At 73.9% G+C, this 16027-nt stretch carries 13 protein-coding genes; 9 read left to right on the top strand and 4 right to left on the bottom strand.

Features of this window, described 5'->3' with window-relative positions; all coding sequences use genetic code 11:
• The first annotated feature begins 68 nt into the window (after positions 1-68).
• Together purB and mug are read left to right on the top strand one after the other, a co-directional pair.
• Entirely contained in the window at positions 69-1511 is a 1443-nt protein-coding gene (gene purB, locus ACIGEZ_RS20530; RefSeq protein WP_399833001.1) for an adenylosuccinate lyase, read from the top strand.
• 53 nt (positions 1512-1564) lie between these two features.
• Positions 1565-2119, top strand: a complete 555-nt coding sequence (mug, locus tag ACIGEZ_RS20525) for a G/U mismatch-specific DNA glycosylase (RefSeq protein WP_399832999.1) — start codon at positions 1565-1567, stop codon at positions 2117-2119.
• Here mug and ACIGEZ_RS20520 read toward each other — a convergent pair.
• Positions 2097-2534, bottom strand: a complete 438-nt coding sequence (locus ACIGEZ_RS20520; protein ID WP_399832997.1) for a hypothetical protein — start codon at positions 2532-2534, stop codon at positions 2097-2099. The two genes, mug and ACIGEZ_RS20520, sit on opposite strands and share 23 nt — an antisense overlap.
• Before the next feature lie 153 nt (positions 2535-2687).
• Between ACIGEZ_RS20520 and ACIGEZ_RS20515 the strand changes: the two genes are divergently transcribed.
• Complete coding sequence (locus ACIGEZ_RS20515; protein ID WP_399832995.1) at positions 2688-3845, top strand: ROK family transcriptional regulator; 1158 nt, start codon at positions 2688-2690, stop codon at positions 3843-3845.
• A gap of 42 nt (positions 3846-3887) precedes the next feature.
• Here ACIGEZ_RS20515 and ACIGEZ_RS20510 read toward each other — a convergent pair whose 3' ends face one another.
• Together ACIGEZ_RS20510 and sigJ are read right to left on the bottom strand one after the other, a co-directional pair.
• The gene (locus ACIGEZ_RS20510; protein WP_399832993.1) at positions 3888-4619 is read right to left on the bottom strand and encodes a GntR family transcriptional regulator; all 732 of its coding nucleotides are present in this window, start codon (positions 4617-4619) and stop codon (positions 3888-3890) included.
• A 272-nt stretch (positions 4620-4891) separates the two neighbouring features.
• A complete protein-coding gene (gene sigJ, locus ACIGEZ_RS20505) occupies positions 4892-5809 on the bottom strand; it encodes an RNA polymerase sigma factor SigJ (protein ID WP_399832991.1) in 918 nt (305 codons plus the stop codon).
• Positions 5810-5941: 132 nt separating this feature from the next.
• Here sigJ and ACIGEZ_RS20500 point away from each other — a divergent pair, with 132 nt between their 5' ends.
• The 5 genes from ACIGEZ_RS20500 to ACIGEZ_RS20480 all read left to right on the top strand — a co-directional run bounded on the left by ACIGEZ_RS20500 (position 5942) and on the right by ACIGEZ_RS20480 (position 14274).
• Positions 5942-6775: an alpha/beta fold hydrolase gene (locus ACIGEZ_RS20500; RefSeq protein ID WP_399832989.1), complete on the top strand. Its 834-nt coding sequence runs from the start codon at positions 5942-5944 to the stop codon at positions 6773-6775.
• Between the two features lie 220 nt (positions 6776-6995).
• Positions 6996-8579: an alkaline phosphatase D family protein gene (locus tag ACIGEZ_RS20495; RefSeq protein WP_399832987.1), complete on the top strand. Its 1584-nt coding sequence runs from the start codon at positions 6996-6998 to the stop codon at positions 8577-8579.
• Positions 8580-8670: 91 nt separating this feature from the next.
• Complete coding sequence (locus tag ACIGEZ_RS20490) at positions 8671-10086, top strand: SWIM zinc finger family protein (RefSeq protein WP_399832985.1); 1416 nt, start codon at positions 8671-8673, stop codon at positions 10084-10086.
• Positions 10083-12788, top strand: coding sequence for a DUF6493 family protein (locus tag ACIGEZ_RS20485; RefSeq protein WP_399832983.1), 2706 nt, complete (start codon positions 10083-10085; stop codon positions 12786-12788). The genes ACIGEZ_RS20490 and ACIGEZ_RS20485 overlap by 4 nt, the downstream gene beginning before the upstream one ends.
• 76 nt (positions 12789-12864) lie before the next feature.
• Entirely contained in the window at positions 12865-14274 is a 1410-nt protein-coding gene (locus ACIGEZ_RS20480) for a GNAT family N-acetyltransferase (RefSeq protein ID WP_399832981.1), read from the top strand.
• Here the strand turns inward: ACIGEZ_RS20480 and ACIGEZ_RS20475 are convergent.
• Positions 14207-15430, bottom strand: coding sequence for a trans-sulfuration enzyme family protein (locus ACIGEZ_RS20475; protein ID WP_399832979.1), 1224 nt, complete (start codon positions 15428-15430; stop codon positions 14207-14209). The genes ACIGEZ_RS20480 and ACIGEZ_RS20475 overlap by 68 nt on opposite strands.
• A gap of 60 nt (positions 15431-15490) precedes the next feature.
• Here ACIGEZ_RS20475 and ACIGEZ_RS20470 point away from each other — a divergent pair, with 60 nt between their 5' ends.
• Positions 15491-15988 carry an Lrp/AsnC family transcriptional regulator gene (locus tag ACIGEZ_RS20470; RefSeq protein WP_399832977.1) on the top strand — a complete coding sequence of 166 codons (498 nt, stop codon included), beginning with the start codon at positions 15491-15493 and terminating at the stop codon, positions 15986-15988.
• The last annotated feature ends 39 nt before the right edge of the window (positions 15989-16027 follow it).

Genomic DNA, 16027 nt, shown 5'->3' with positions numbered 1-16027 from the left:
GTCTCGTAGCAAGGTACAGCCGGGACCCTGGCGCTGGCCTGCAGAAACCGCCAGTAGAATCTGGACACGTGACAGCTGTGACTGCGAAGCCCCGCATCCCCAACGTCCTGGCCGGCCGCTACGCCTCCGCGGAGCTCGCCGTCCTCTGGTCCCCCGAGCAGAAGGTGAAGCTGGAGCGCCGGCTGTGGCTGGCCGTGCTGCGTGCTCAGAAGGACCTCGGGATCGAGGTTCCGGACGCGGCGCTCGCCGACTACGAGCGCGTGCTCGACCAGGTCGACCTCGGCTCCATCGCGGAGCGCGAGAAGGTCACCCGGCACGACGTGAAGGCCCGCATCGAGGAGTTCAACGCCCTCGCCGGCCACGAGCACGTCCACAAGGGCATGACCTCCCGCGACCTCACCGAGAACGTGGAGCAGCTGCAGATCCGGCTCTCGCTCGAGCTGATGCGCGACCGCACCGTGGCCGTCCTGGCCCGGCTCGGCAAGCTCTCCGCCGAGTACGCGGAGCTGGTCATGGCCGGCCGCTCGCACAACGTCGCCGCCCAGGCCACCACCCTCGGCAAGCGCTTCGCGACCTCCGCCGACGAGCTGCTCGTGGCGTACGCGCGCCTGGAGGACCTGCTCGGCCGCTACCCGCTGCGCGGCATCAAGGGCCCGGTCGGTACCGCGCAGGACATGCTCGACCTGCTGGGCGGGGACGCCTCGAAGCTGGCCGACCTCGAGCAGCGGATCGCCGGTCACCTCGGCTTCGCCCACGCCTTCACGTCGGTGGGCCAGGTCTACCCGCGCTCGCTCGACTACGACGTCGTCACCACGCTCGTGCAGCTGGCCGCCGCGCCGTCGTCGATCGCCAAGACGATCCGGCTGATGGCGGGCCACGAGCTGGTCACCGAGGGCTTCAAGCCCGGCCAGGTCGGCTCCTCGGCGATGCCGCACAAGATGAACACCCGTTCCTGCGAGCGTGTCAACGGCCTCATGGTCATCCTGCGCGGCTACGCGTCGATGACCGGCGAGCTGGCCGGCGACCAGTGGAACGAGGGCGACGTCTCCTGCTCCGTGGTCCGCCGGGTCGCGCTGCCCGACGCCTTCTTCGCGCTCGACGGTCTCCTGGAGACCTTCCTCACCGTCCTCGACGAGTTCGGCGCCTTCCCGGCCGTCGTGGCCCGCGAGCTGGACCGCTACCTGCCGTTCCTCGCGACGACCAAGGTCCTCATGGGCGCCGTGCGCGCCGGCGTGGGCCGCGAGGTCGCCCACGAGGCCATCAAGGAGAACGCGGTCGCCTCCGCGCTCGCCATGCGTGAGCAGGGCGCCGAGCGCAACGAGCTCCTGGACAAGCTGGCCGCCGACGAGCGGATCCCGCTGGACCGTGCGCAGCTCGACGAGCTGATGGCCGACAAGCTGTCGTTCACCGGTGCCGCCGCCGACCAGGTCGCCGCCGTGGTCTCCCGGATCGAGGAGATCACCAAGCAGCACCCCGAGGCCGCCGGCTACGCCCCCGGCGCGATCCTCTGACCCGGTTCACCCCGCAGCAGCTGGAGGCCGCCCGCGACCGCGTCATCCCCGACGTGGCCGCGGGCGGCCTTTCCGTCCTGTTCTGCGGGATCAACCCCGGGCTGATGTCGGCGGCGACGGGGCACCACTTCGCCCGGCCGGGCAACCGTTTCTGGCCGGTGCTGCACCTGTCGGGTTTCACCCCGCGGCAGCTGGCGCCGTCGGAGCAGGACGAGCTCCTGTCGTACGGGCTCGGGATCACCAATGTGGTGGCGCGGGCGAGTGCGCGGGCGGACGAGCTGAGCGCCGAGGAGTACCGGGAGGGCGGGCGGATCCTCACCGAGAAGGTGGAGCGGCTGGCACCCGGCTGGCTCGCGGTCGTCGGCGTCACCGCGTACCGCACGGCGTTCGGCGAGAAGAAGGCCCTGATCGGGCCGCAGGAGCGGACGATCGGCGCGACGCGGATCTGGGCGCTGCCCAATCCGAGCGGGCTGAACGCGCACTGGACCGCGCAGTCGATGGCGGCGGAGTTCGCGCGGCTGCGGGAGGCGGCGGGGCTGCCGGACCGGCGTACGGTTCAGGCCGCTTCAGGCGCGCAGGACGTTGTCAGGGCGGATCGACGGTCGTGACGACCGCGAGGAGCCGGAAGGGCAGCTCCCTGTCCCACTGGGACACGCCGAGGCCGATCCATCGGTCGCGGGCCCGCCACAGGTGCAGGTCGGGCGTGTGGTTGCTGAGCCCGCCCCACGGCTCGGGTATCTCCTCACCGGCCATGCCCCGGTCGAGGACCGACCAGAGGCTGAAGACCTGCGGCGGCCCCCAGCGGGCGTCGAGGAGCACGGTCAGCCCGTCGCGTTCCGCTTCGTACTGCTCCTCGGCGGCTAACCGGCGGGTACCGTCGTCCTCCCAGAACTCCTCGCTCGTGGCAAGCTCGACGAGGTGGTAGCCGGGGCCGCTCTCGCGGTCCCCCGAACGCTCCGGGTGCTCGGGGAACTCCCGGCTCACCAGCTCGTCGATCACCACGAGGTGCTGTGCCCTGTCCATGAACCCAGTAAAGCGCGCCCCACTGACAGTTGGCGCCCCGTCAGGCGCGGCCGCGGAGCGCGGCCCCCACGCGGGCCTCGGGGGCCGCTCGCCGCTCCCCCGTCCATTGAGTAACATCCGGCCAAAGAGGCGCACGAGCTGGGAGGACACACGGTGGGGCGGCTGACCGGCGGAGATCCGTCGCTGTTGCGGCGGATCAACTCCGCGGTGGTACTCCATGCGCTGCGGAGCTCCGACGCGCTCACGCTCACGGACCTGACCCGGATCACCGGTCTGTCCCGGCCGACGGTCGAGGGAGTGACCGAGGGACTCATCGAGGGGGGTCTGGTCGTCGAGGCCGCGCCCGAAGAGGGCGAGGCACGGCGCCAGGGCCGCCCGGCCCGGCGGTTCCGCTTCCGTGCGGAGGCGGGCCATCTGCTCGGCGTCGAGATCGGCCCGCACCGGGTCGCCGCGCTGATCTCGGGTCTGGACGGGCGCATCATCGGCGCCGGTTCGCGCGAGGTCTCGGAGACGGCCCCGGAGGACGAGCGCCTCGACCGTGTGAGGGCCGTGGTGGCCGACGTGCTGCGCAGGACCGGGGTGCCCCGGTCGAGCCTGCGGGCGGTCGGCGTCGGCACCCCCGGGATCGTGGAGGCGGACGGGACGGTCCGCCTCGGCACCGCGCTGCCCGGCTGGACCGGACTCGCGCTGGGCGAGCGGCTGCGCCGCTCGTTCCGCTGCCCGGTGATCGTGGAGAACGACGCCAACGCGGCGGCGCTCGCCGAGCACTGGAAGGGTGCCGCGACCGACTCCGACGACATCGTCTTCGTCCTCGCGGGGCTGAGCCCGGGCGCCGGTTCGCTGATCGGCGGGCGGCTGCACCGGGGTTACGGCGGTGCCGCGGGCGAGATCGGGGCGCTGCACCTGCTCGGCCGGGGCGTCACGCCGGAGCACCTGCTCTCGACGACGGACGAGCCGCTGCACCCGCTGGACGAGCAGGCGGTCGCGGAGGTGTTCACGCTGGCCCGGCAGGGCGACGCGCAGGCGGGGGCGGCGGTGGAGCGGTTCATCCAGCGGCTGGTGCACGACGTGGCGGCCCTGGTCCTGGCGCTCGACCCGGAGCTGGTGGTGATCGGCGGCTGGGCGGCCGGCCTGGACGGCGTACTGCAGCCGCTGCGCGACGAACTGGCCCGGTTCTGCCTGCGGCCCCCGCGCGTGGTCCTGTCGCTCCTCGGCGAGGCCGCGGTGGGCACGGGTGCGCTGCGGCTGGCGCTCGACCACGTGGAGGAGCAGCTGTTCGCGGTGGACGGCACGGTGTCGGCCCGGCGCTGAGGAGCGCCGGGCGGCAGGTGACACGACTCGGGTGGTGCTCCGTCAGGAGGCCATGACCAGGTCGCCGGAGTCGCCGAACGTGAGCCGGCAGGTGTCCGCACGGTAGGTGGCCACGGAGACCGCGGCGGTGCGGCCCTCGGAGAGGTAGCGGGTGGTGACGACGAGGACGGGCGCGCCGGGCAGGCGGTCCAGCTCCTTGGCGTCGTCCGCGCGCGCGGAGCCGAGCTCGACGGAGCGGTCCTGGCCGTCGAGGGCGAGCAGCTGAAGCTCGCTCAGGACGTCGCGGGCGCGGGCCGGGCCGCCGGGGGCGCCGCTCGCGGCGAGGCCGGGGACGGAGTCGGCGGGCACGTAGAGCAGTTCGGCGGCGACGGGCTGGCCCTCGGTCACCCGCAGGCGGCGCACGACGTGCACGCGCTCGTCGGGGGTGATGTCGAGGAGCCGGGTGACGGCGGCGGGCGCCGCGGAGTCCACGGAGTGCCAGGTGTCCTCGCCGGCGCCGGGCCAGGCGTGCTGAGTGGTGGAGACGTCCACGCCGACGCGTGGCGGGGCGACGGTGGTGCCGACGCCGCGGCGTCGCTGCAGGCGGCCCTCAAGCTCCAGCTGTTCGAGGGCCTGACGGAGCGTGGCGCGCGCGACGCCGAAACGGGCGGCCAGGTCGCGTTCGTTGGGCAGGATCTCCCCGACCGCGAAGTCGGTGTCGAGGGCTTCGCCGATCACGGTCTTGAGGTGCCAGTACTTCGGCTCCGGCACTGATTCCAGCTGCGTGGTCCCCACCCTGATCCTCCGCACATTCGCCGTGTCCCGCGGCGGTTTTCCGCGCCCTTGTTTATTAAAGGTTCCTGCACTAACTCTGCGACCATAAGGCGCCGCACACCCTTGGTCAAGACCAATCCTCTGTCGTACGCCCCCGAATGTGCCCCTCTGACCCGGATCGTTCACAGGACGTTCGCGGAGTCGTGTGCCCTGTGCAGCAAAACGCCCCGCCGCGGACCTGGACCGGGTCCGGTGGCGGGGCGTTCCGTGTGTGACGGAGGGGGCCGCAGGGGTCAGTCGAAGGCGAGCCCCTGGAGCTTGTCGGGATTGCGCACGATGTAGACGCAGGCGATCCGCCCGTCGCGGACGTCGATCTGGAAGACGGAGTCGACCGCGCCGTCAGCCAGGGCCACGAGCGCCGGGCCGCCGTTGATCTCCGCGAAGCGGACGTCGAAGGTCGCGTCGCTCCCCTGGGTGACGGCGAGCAGGAAGCGGCCGATCTTGTCGGCGGTCTCCATGACGCGCAGCGGGGCCTTGGACTTGCCGCCGCTGTCGCCGACGAGCCGGACGTCCGGGGCGAGCAGGGCGAGCAGCCCTTCGAGGTCGCCGCCGGCCGCGGCGGCGAGGAACCGCTCGGTGAGGTCGCGCCGTTGGACCGGGTCGACGTCGTAGCGCGGCCGGCCCTCGTCGACGTGCTTGCGGGCCCGGCCGGCGAGCTGGCGGACGGCGGCCTCGCTGCGGTCGAGGGTGGTGGCGATCTCGGCGAACGGGAAGCCGAAGGCCTCGCGCAGCACGAAGACCGCGCGCTCCAGCGGGGAGAGGGACTCCAGGACGACGAGGAGCGCGAGGGACACCGAGTCGCAGAGCAGGGCGCGCTCCGCGGTGTCGGGCGCGGCGGGCCCGAAGTCGGTGACGACCGGCTCGGGCAGCCAGGGGCCGACGTAGGACTCGCGGCGGGACTGGGCCTGGCGGAGCCGGTCGAGGGCGAGGCGGGTGGTGATCCGTACGAGGTAGGCGCGCGGCTCGCGCACGTCGGAGCGGTCGTCGGCGGACCAGCGCAGCCACGCCTCCTGCACGACGTCCTCGGCGTCGGCTGCGCGGCCGAGCATGCGGTAGGCGACGCCGGTGAGCATCGGGCGGTGTGCTTCGAAGAGATCGGTGGGGTCGGTCGGCGTCTCAGCCGTCGTCTCGGTCGGCGTCTCGGTCGGCATGTCGGTCGGCACTCCCCCATCCCAGCCCACGGCCGGTTCGCTGTCCAGTTCCGGTGGTACGTCTTGAACTTGACTCTACTCATCGGTAATTGTTGCTGACAGGGTGTCTAAAGGTGAGACAGGGAGCAGCCGATGTCCGCAGAGATCTCGTTCGCCGTGGAGTCCCCCGCCGGGCCGCGCACGGTCACCGTCGCGTACGAGCGGCGGGGCGCGGGAGCGCCGTTGCTGCTGCTCCATGGGATCGGCCACCTCTGGCGGGCCTGGGAGCCGGTGCTCGACATCCTGGCCGCCGAGCGGGACGTCATCGCCGTCGACCTGCCCGGTTTCGGCGCCTCCCCCGAGCTGCCCGCGCCGCTGGCGTACGACCTGAGCACGGTCGTGCCGGTGCTGACCGCGTTCTGTGCGGAGCTCGGGATCGAGCGGCCGCACGTCGCGGGCAACTCGCTGGGCGGGCTGCTCGCCCTGGAGCTCGGCCGCGAGAAGCTGGTCCGTTCGGTGACCGCGCTGTCCCCGGCCGGCTTCTGGTCCGAGAGCGAGCGGCGTTACGCGTTCACGACGCTGCGCGCGATGCGGGGCGCCGCGCTCGCGATGCCGCTCCCGCTGATCGAGCGGCTCTCCCGCAGCGCGGCCGGCCGCACCGCGCTGACCAGCACCATCTACGCCCGTCCCGGGCGCCTTTCACCCGAGGCCGCGGTCGCCGAGACGCTGGCCCTGCGCAAGGCGACCGGCTTCCACCAGACCCTGGCGGCCGGCCGCAACGTGCTGTTCGGCGACGACGTCCCCGCCGTGCCCGTCACCGTCGCCTGGGGCACCCGCGACCGGCTCCTGCTGCGTCGCCAGGGCGTCCGCGCCAAGCACACCATCCCGGGTGCCCGTCTGGTCCGCCTGCCGGGCTGCGGCCACGTCCCCATGAACGACGACCCCGCGCTCGTCGCCCGGGTGATCCTGGACGGCAGCGCCTCCTGACCCTCCGGTGAACAGGCCCGTGCCCAGGGCCGCCCCGGCCCCCACCGGGAGGCTGACATCGCCCTGGGTGCACGGCTGTTGGCGGGCCGCAACACCCCCATCCGTCCCGTTGTTCACATGGGGTTCGGCTGCACGCCGCTCCCAGGCGCTAGGCATGGGGCGCGCGGTCGCTGGCGCCGCGCGTCGACGGCACACCCCGCCGAGACCCTGGAGGCGCACGATGTCCCACCCCACGCCCGGCCCTTCCCCCGCTCGCCGTACCGTCCTGCGGGGATCGCTCGCCGCGTCGGCCGCCGCCCTGACCGTCGGCGGCGGCGCGTTCGCGAGCCCGGCGCTCGCCCTGTCCGGGCGTCCGTCGGCCCGGTGGGGCGTGCAGGCCGGAGACGTGACCGCCCACTCGGGCCTGGTGTGGGTCCGTTCGGACCGGCCGGCCCGCATGATCGTCGAGACCTCGTCCGGCGAATCGTTCCGCCGGGTCCGCCGCCACTACGGGCCGCTGCTCGGCCCCGGTACGGACTTCACCGGCACCACCGCGCTGCGCGGCCTGCCGGCCGGCGAGCAGATCCACTACCGGGTCACCCTGGCGGACCCGGACGACCCGCGCCGTACCGGCGAGCCCCTCACCGGCACCTTCCGCACGGCCCCCGAGCGGCGCAGGGACGGAGTGCGGTTCCTGTGGTCCGGCGACATCGCCGGACAGGGCTGGGGCATCAACCCGGACATCGGCGGCTTCCGCGCGTACGACGAGATGCGCCGGCTGAACCCGGACTTCTTCCTGTGCAGCGGCGACACGATCTACGCGGACGGCGTCATCCAGCCCAGCGTCACGCTCCCCGACGGCCGGATCTGGCGGAACGTCACCACGCCCGAGAAGTCCAAGGTCGCCGAGACCCTCGACGAGTACCGCGGCAACTTCCGCTACAACCTCCTCGACCACAACGTGCGCGCCTTCAACGCCCAGGTGCCCTCGATCGTGCAGTGGGACGACCACGAGGTGCGCAACAACTGGTACCCGGGCCAGATCCTCGACGACCCACGCTACGGCGAGAAGGACGTGGACGTCCTCGCGGCCCGCGCCTCGCGCGCGTTCGCCGAGTACTTCCCCGTCTCCACGCTCCACGCGCGGGGCGCCGAGCGGCGGATGCACCGGGTGGTGCGCTACGGCCCGATGCTCGACGTGTTCGTGCTCGACATGCGCACCTACCGCAACGCCAACTCGCCCGGCCGGCAGGCCGACGACGCCACCGGCATCCTCGGCGCCGAGCAGCTGGACTGGCTGAAGCGGGAGTTGAGCAGGTCGCGCGCGGTGTGGAAGGTGCTCGCCGCGGACATGCCGCTGGGCCTCGTGGTCACGGACGGCGCCACGGACTTCGAGGCGGTGGCCCAGGGCGACCCCGGCGCGCCGCTCGGCCGCGAGCTGCAGATCGCCGAGCTGCTGCGGTTCATCAAGCACCGGCGGATCACCGGCACGCTGTGGCTCACCGCGGACGTCCACTACACCTCGGCGCAGCACTACGCGCCGGAGCGCGCGGCCTTCCAGGACTTCGCGCCGTTCTGGGAGTTCGTCTCCGGGCCGCTGGCCGCCGGCGGCTTCCCGGCGAACGCCCTGGACGGCACCTTCGGCCCGGAGCGGGTCTTCGTACGGGCGCCGGAGCGGGCCAACCTGTCGCCGATGGAGAGCCCGCAGTACTTCGGCGAGGTCGACATCGACGGCGACAGCGGGGAACTGACGGTCCGGCTGCGCGCCGAGGGCGGCACGGTCCTGTTCGGCACGGTGCTGCAGCCGGGGCGCGTGGGGCAGTAACAGGGCGTAACACCAGGTCAGCAGGGGTGCGGGCGGGCGTCGTCGGGGCGGTCCCGGTCGATTGTCAGTGCCGGGTCCTACCGTCGTTTGCATGACGCGATCCGTACAGGCGCTCGCCTACGCACGCCCGTCCGCGCTGGAGCCCATGGGCTCCGGCCGGCTCCTCGGCCTCGAGACGTCCGGGGGTCTCACGCCGCACGGCGCCGAGGCCCGGCCCCGGTTCTTCGCCGGCTTCCTCACCTCGCCCAAGGTCGCCGCGCGCGGGCTGCTCGCGGTCGCCGACGTGGCGGCGGCCCGCTACCACCAGCGCATGAGGCCGGGTTCGCTCGACCCGGTGGTGACCGGCAACGGGGACCGGCTGCGCTTCGAGTCCTTCTCGGGCTGTGGCGGGGTGTACGCGCGCCTGGACGTGCTGAGCGAGGGCCTGGACGGGGCCGAGACCGGGCACGGCACCACCAATGTGGACGTCAACAACCCGCTGCGCGAGGCCCTTTCCCGGCTGGCCGGTGACGAGCCGCTGCATCTGCGGGTGGGCCCCGAGGAGTTGGCGGTGACCACCCTCGACGGTCCGGTCGTCGAGAAGAAGGTGCCGCTGCCGGACCGCTGGCTGCGCGGCTTCGCCGAGGCGCAGGTCGCCTCCGCCGGATTCGACCTGCGCGCCGAGCTGACCGGCGCGGAGGCGGTGCGGTTCCTGCGCTCCCTGCCGCGCACCCCGGCCCGGGGCCGCGGCCCGCTGTGGGTGGTGCAGTCCGGCCGGACGCTGCGGCCGACGACGCGACCGGTCGCGGGCGCGGTCTGCCTGGCCGGTCCCGACCGGCTGGTCGCCCTGGAGCGGGTCCTGCGGCACGCGACGGCGCTGCGGGTGTACGGGCCGGTGCCGGACGGCCGGCCCGCGCCGAGCGCCTGGGAGGTGGAACTGCCGGGGATGCGGCTCACGCTGACCCTGTCGCCGGACCCGGCGCGCGGGTTCTCCGGCGAGGGCGGTGTCCTGGAGGCGCTGGCCACCGACGAGGCGGCCGGGGACGCGGAACTGGTCTCTGTGCTGCTCGCCTGGGAACCGCGGATCGACCTCGCGGACCTGGCCGAGCAGTCGGGGCTCACCGTGGACCGGGTGCGGGCGGCGCTTACCCGGCTCGGCACGGCGGGGCGCGTCGGCTACGACGTGGCGGACGCGGCCTACTTCCACCGGGAGCTGCCGTACGACGCGGACCGGGCCGAGCGGCACAACCCGCGGCTGGTCGGAGCCCGCGCGCTGCTCGCGGACGGCGCGGTCGCCCTGGACGGCGTGCTCGCCTCGGTGGCCTCGGGTGAACGGCGTTATCAGGTACGGGAGTCGGCCGGCGGCCGGTTGAGCTGCACCTGCTCGTGGTGGGCGGAGTACCGGGGCCGGCGGGGCCCGTGCAAGCACGCGCTCGCGGTGCGGATGGCGCGGCGCGGCGCGGTGGCCGACACGGCGCCCGGTGCGGCGCCGGCGGTGGCGGTGGCGGGGGCGGGGGGTCTGCGATGACGGAGGCGACGGTGACGGCGGAGACGATGGTGACGGCGGAGGCAACGGCCGCGGTGCGGGAGCTGCTCGACGCGGTCCGCGACGGCCGCCAGCACGTGGTGCCCGGGATGCTGGGACGGCTGGACGCCGCCGCACGGAAGGCGGCCCTGCCGGGACTGAAGGAGCTGCGCAAGGAGGTGCGGGGTTGGGGCTGGGAGCGGTGGACCGCGCAGGCCGAGGCACAGCGCGCCCTGCGGGTGGCCGGGGCGGGGTGCCACACGGGCGCCGCCGCGGCCGCGGCCTGGATCGGCTCCCGCGATCTCGCGGGCTGGGGGCAGAACTCCGTCGACGACGTCCTCGAGGTGCTGGCCGACCGGGAGGACTCCTGGCTCGCCGACGTGGCGCAGCGGCTCGCCGAGCGGCCCGCCGTCGCCGAAGACCAGTACCGGCTGGTGCACACCCTGGTGGTCCGCTCCGGCTGCCCGGTGCCGACGACCGAGGCGTACGCCCGCGGCTGGACGCGGGACATGACGAACGGGGAGCTCGTCGACAGGCTGCGCACCGATCCGCAGACCCCGGTGCTCCTGCCGTACGCCGTGCAACTGCCCCAGACGCCGGACCTGCTCGCGTGGAGCCTCGGCACGGAACCGGACCGGAGCTGGCCGCATGCCGTGAAGACGCTGGCCGACGAGGGACTCGTGGACCGCTCCGCGCTCGTCGACGCTGGCGTCGCCCGCCTGCTGCGTGGTGGGCGGGCGCGTGATCTGCGCTTCCCGCTCGCCCTGCTCCAGCTGCTCGGGACGACGGACGAGGAGCGGCGCGGCCGGATTCCCGACTGGCTCGGCATGGCGGCGGACGCCCCCTCGCCCGTGGCGGCCCACGCCCAGGAGGTCCTGACCCAGCTCGCCCTGGACGGCGTCCTGGCGGTGGGGGACCTGGCGGAGATGACCGGCTCGGTGCTGTTCCGCACCGAGAAGAAGCTGGTGCGGGCGCAGTTGACGCTGCTGGCCAAGGTCCTGCGGCGCGAGCCGGGTGCGGCGACGGAGCTGCTGCCGGTGATCACGGACGCGTTCGGGCACGAGGACACGGGCATCCAGGAGCGGGCCCTGAAGCTGGTGGGCCGCCATCTGGCCGCCGTGGACGCTCGGGTTCGCGAGGAGCTGGCGGGGGCCGCCGCGCTGTTGAGCCCGGTGCACCGGGAGGCCGCGGCCGAGCTGTTCGGCGTGGCCGCGCCGGACGACGGCCTTCCCTACGCGGAGGTGCTGCCCCCGTTGCCCGGGCCGCGGCCGGTGGCGCCGGCGGCGGAGACCCTCGCGGAGCTGGTGGAGGAGCTGGTCGCCGTCTCGCGGCGCCGTTCCGAGGACCTGGAGGAGTTCGAGCGGGCCCTCGACGGTCTCGTACGGCATGCGCACCGGGACCGGGAGGCGCTGAGGGCGGCCGTGCGGGAGGCGTTCTCGGACGCGTACTGGCGCCGGCACCCGGACTTCTTCACCCACTCCACCCACGGTCTGGACGTCGTCCTCGCCGCCCTCCTGGGCGATGTGCGTCCTTCCGGGATCGACCAGGGTCGCAGGCGGAGGCACGCCACGGTCTCCTGTGTGCATCACGCCCTCGCGGGGGCCGTCGACGCACGGCTGTGGGAGGCGGCCTGGCTGATGACCAGCGCCCAGCGGGTGCCGTTCCTGCTGGCCACGCCGACCCTGCACACCGGCTCGATCGACCCGCTGGTCCTGGTCGGGCGGCTGCGGGCGTACCACGACGCCGGGGCGGAGCCCGCGCCGGTCGACCTCGCCCAGGCTCTGCTCAGGGTGCGCAAGGCCGATCCGTCGGCGCCCGGGGCCGCCCGGAAGGCGGCCGAGCTCGGCACCCGGGCCGGCGAGCGGCTCGCCGAGTGGCTGACGGCGGACGTGTCGCTGGCGCCCGGGCTGCGGTTCCTGGCCAGGGGGCGGGACATCCGGTCCGGGAAGTGGTGGCCGGCGGACCGGCTCGTGCTCGCGATCCGGGAGCGCCGGGCGATACGGGAGGAGTTCCCGCCCGCGTTCCAGTGGCTGGGCGGTGAGCTCACCGAGTCGGTCCGTCCATGCCACCACTGGTCGGGGCAGCGTCCGCTCTGGCCGGGTGTGCTGCCCGACGACCGGGAGACGCTCGCGGCCTGGCTGCTGCCCGCGCTGGGCAACGGGGCCGAGTGGGACCAGCGGGGTGCGGCCTGGAGCCTGACCGCGCTCGCCGAGGCCGACGGTCCGGTCGGCCCGGCCCTCCATCTCGCGCTGGCCGTGGGTCTCGGTTGCCGGCACGCGGAGGACCGGCTCACCGCCGTCGACGCGCTGCTCGTGCTGGCGGCCCGTGGCGACCTCGACCCGGCGCTGCTCGCCGCCCGGCTCGCCGAGCTCGTGGCCGACGGGACGGTGAAGCCGAACCGGCTGGCGGACTCGGTCCGTACGGCGGCCTCGACGGGGGCGTACGCGACGGTCTGGGCGGTGCTCTCGGAGCTGCTACCGGGGCTGCTCACCGCGCCGAAGCCGGTGCGCGGGGCCGGCGAGCTGGTCGCGGTGGCGGCGGAGTGCGTCGAGCGGTGCCGGGCCACCGGCGAGATACCGGGGCTCGCCGACGTGGCGGCGCGGCGGGGCTCCTCGCAGCTGGTGGCGCAGGCGCAGCGCCTGGCGAGCGCGCTCCGCCACGGCACCGATCAGCAGCGCTCGGAATCAGAGGAAATCGGTCACTAGGCCCCCAGATCGGCGCTTAACCCGTCAGTCACAAAGCGTTCGTGATCACGCAACACCACTGGGTCACAGTGAGGTCATGACCGCTCTGCAGCACAAGAAGAACGCCCGCCGCTCCCACCGCTGGCGCCACGACGCGATCGAGCTGGCCGCCCTGTTCACCGCCGTGGTGGTGGCCGACACGATCGCCAAGACCATCGCCAAGGGCCCCGACGGCCCCTACCTGCTGGTGTTCTCGGCCATCGCGCTGGTCGCCACCGCGGCCTTCCACACCTGGTGGGCACGGCGGCACAGCCATGCGCCGCCCGCCGACGATCCCGGCGGCAGCGGGCGTGCTCCGCTGCCGCCGGCCGTCGTTCCCGACGACGCCCCCACCCCCGTGGGGGACTCCGCCGAAACGGCCCTGTGGCGGATGCGGACCACCGTCCGCGACGCCCCGGGCAGCCTCGCCGCGCTGTGCGCGGTGCTCGCGCGCCACGGCGTCGACATCCTGACCCTGCAGACCCACCCGCTCGCCGACGGCACCGTCGACGAGTTCCTGCTCCGCGCGCCCTCCGGCCTCCAGACCAGCGTGCTGACCCGGGCGATCGCCGAGGCCGGCGGCAGTGACACCTGGACCGAGCGGGCCGACACCCACGACCTCGTCGACACACCGACCCGGGTGCTCGGCCTCGCCACCCGTACCGCCCTCGACGCGGCCGAACTCCCGCTCGCGCTGCGCCAGCTGCTCGGCCGCTGCACCATCCACTCCGTCCCCGCCGTCTCCCTCACCGGCCGCCCCACCGGCGATCCCGCCCCGGTGGAAGGCGTCCTCGAGGAGACCTCGATGCGGCTGCGCGACCCGGGCGGCGGCTCGATCGTCATCGAACGGCCCTATCTGCCCTTCACCCCGACCGAGTTCGCCCGGGCCCGCGCCCTCGTCGAGCTCGACGCCCGGCTCGGCCCGCGCATCCCGCGCAGCCAGGACGTGCTCACCCTGCCCGAGGGCAACGACATCACCGTCCGCCGCGCCGACCAGCGCGACCTGACCGCCGCCCGCGCCATGCACGACCGCTGCTCCGAGCGGACCCTGCGCCTGCGCTACCACGGTCCGGTCGGCGACGCCGACCGTTACCTCGACCACCTGCTCAGCCCGCGCTTCGGCCGCACCCTCGCGGTGCAGACGGCCTCCGGCCGGGTCGTCGCCCTCGGCCACCTCCTCTGGGACGGGGACGAGACCGAGGTCGCCCTGCTCGTCGAGGACGACTGGCAGCGGCGCGGCATCGGCTCCGAGCTCCTCGGCCGCCTGGTGGCGATGGCCGAGGAGGCCGGCTGCGACAGCGTCTACGCGGTGACCCAGTCCTCCAACACCGGGATGGTCGCCGCCATGCGCGCGCTGAACCTCCCCCTCGACTACCAGATCGAGGAGGGCACCCTGGTGATCACCGCCCGGCTGACCGCGCCGGGCCCGGCGCCTCGTGAGTCCGCTCGGTCGCAGGCGAAGCGCTGAGGGCCTGGGTCAGGTCACGCCACAGGTCCTCGACGTCCTCCAGGCCGACCGACATCCGCAGCAGCCGCTCGCTGATCCCGCCGGAGCGCCGGTTCGACGGGTCCACGATGCGGTGACTGATGGAGGCCGGGTGCTGGATCAGGGTGTCGACGCTGCCGAGGCTGACCGCCGGCGTGATCAGCCGTACCCCGGCGATCACGTCGTGCGGGTCCCCGTACACCTCGAAGGCGATCATCGCCCCGCCGATCCGAGGGTAGTGCACCCGCGCGATCCGCGGGTCGGTGGCGAGCCGGCGGACCAGCTCCGCCGCGGTCGTCGACGCGGCCCGTACCCGTACCGGAAGCGTGGCGAGGCCCCGCAGCAGCAGATAGCCGGCCAGCGGGTGGAGCACGCCGCCGGTCGCGAAGCGCACCTGCCGCAGGCCACGGGCGAACTCCTCGTCGCAGGCGACGACCCCGCCCATCACGTCGCCGTGCCCGCCGAGGTACTTGGTGGCGCTGTGCAGCACGATCCGCGCGCCCAGCTCGGCCGGCCGCTGGAGCACCGGGGTGGCGAAGGTGCTGTCGACGAGCAGCGGCACGGAGCCGCAGGAGTGGGCGACGGCGCGTATGTCGACCTCGGCCAGGGTCGGGTTGGCCGGGGACTCGACCATCACCAGGCCGGTGTCGGGCCGGATGGCCGCCGCGACGCCCGCCGGATCGGTCCAGGTGACCTCGGTGCCGAGCAGGCCCGCGTCGAGCAGGTGGTCGCTGCACCCGTAGAGCGGACGGACGGCCACCACATGGCGCAGCCCGAGGCTCGCCCGGCTGAGCAGGACGGCGCTGAGCGCGGCCATGCCGCTGGCGAAGGCGACCGCGGAGTCGGTGCCCTCCAGGCGGGCCAGCGCCGTCTCGAAACGGGCGGTCGTGGGGTTGTCCAGCCGGGCGTAGACGGGCGGGCCGTCCGGCTGGGCGCCGGTCGCGGCGAACGCGTCGATCCTGGCCGCCTCCTCCCGGACGTCGTACGACGGGTAGGTCGTGGACAGGTCGATCGGAGCGGCGTGCAGACCGAGCTCCGCGAGGTCGTCGCGGCCGGCGTGCACGGCTTCGGTCGCCAGCGCCCTGACGGGCGCGGAGGCGGCGGAGGCGGAGGCCAGGGTGTCCATGGGGGTGTCCATGGGCGGCACTCTGAACGTATCCCGACGCGTAGCGGGAAATCGCCGTGCTACGTTCGGCCAATGGCCGATTCCGTCGCACTGGACGCGGTCGATCTGCACATTCTTCGCCTCTTGCAGAACGACGCCCGGACCACCTACCGCGAGCTCGCCGCCGAGGTCGGCGTGGCACCCTCCACCTGCCTGGACCGGGTGGCCCGGTTGCGCCGCACCGGAGTGATCCTCGGACACCGCCTACAGCTGAATCCGGCCAAACTCGGCCGCGGCCTGGAGGCGCTGCTCCTGGTCCAGGTCCGACCGCACCGGCGCGAGCTCATCGGCCCGTTCGTCGAGCGCGTCCGGGCGCTGCCCGAGTCCCGGGCCCTGTTCCATCTCACGGGGCCCGACGACTACTTGGTCCACGTGGCCGTGGCGGACCCCGCTGACCTGCAACGACTCGTCCTCGACGAGTTCACCTCGCAGCGCGAGGTGGCCCGCGTCGAGACCCGGCTGATCTTCCAGCAATGGGAGTGCGGACCCCTCCTTCCGCCCGTTCCAGGCGCTCATTTGTCGGCCGACTGAGATCGATTGAGGGTGACGCGGGGACCGTGCACGGGCGAG

It is taken from the genome of Streptomyces sp. NPDC085481 (assembly GCF_044541845.1).
GTDB lineage: Bacteria > Actinomycetota > Actinomycetes > Streptomycetales > Streptomycetaceae > Streptomyces.
This window is presented reverse-complemented; position numbering and strand designations above follow the sequence as displayed.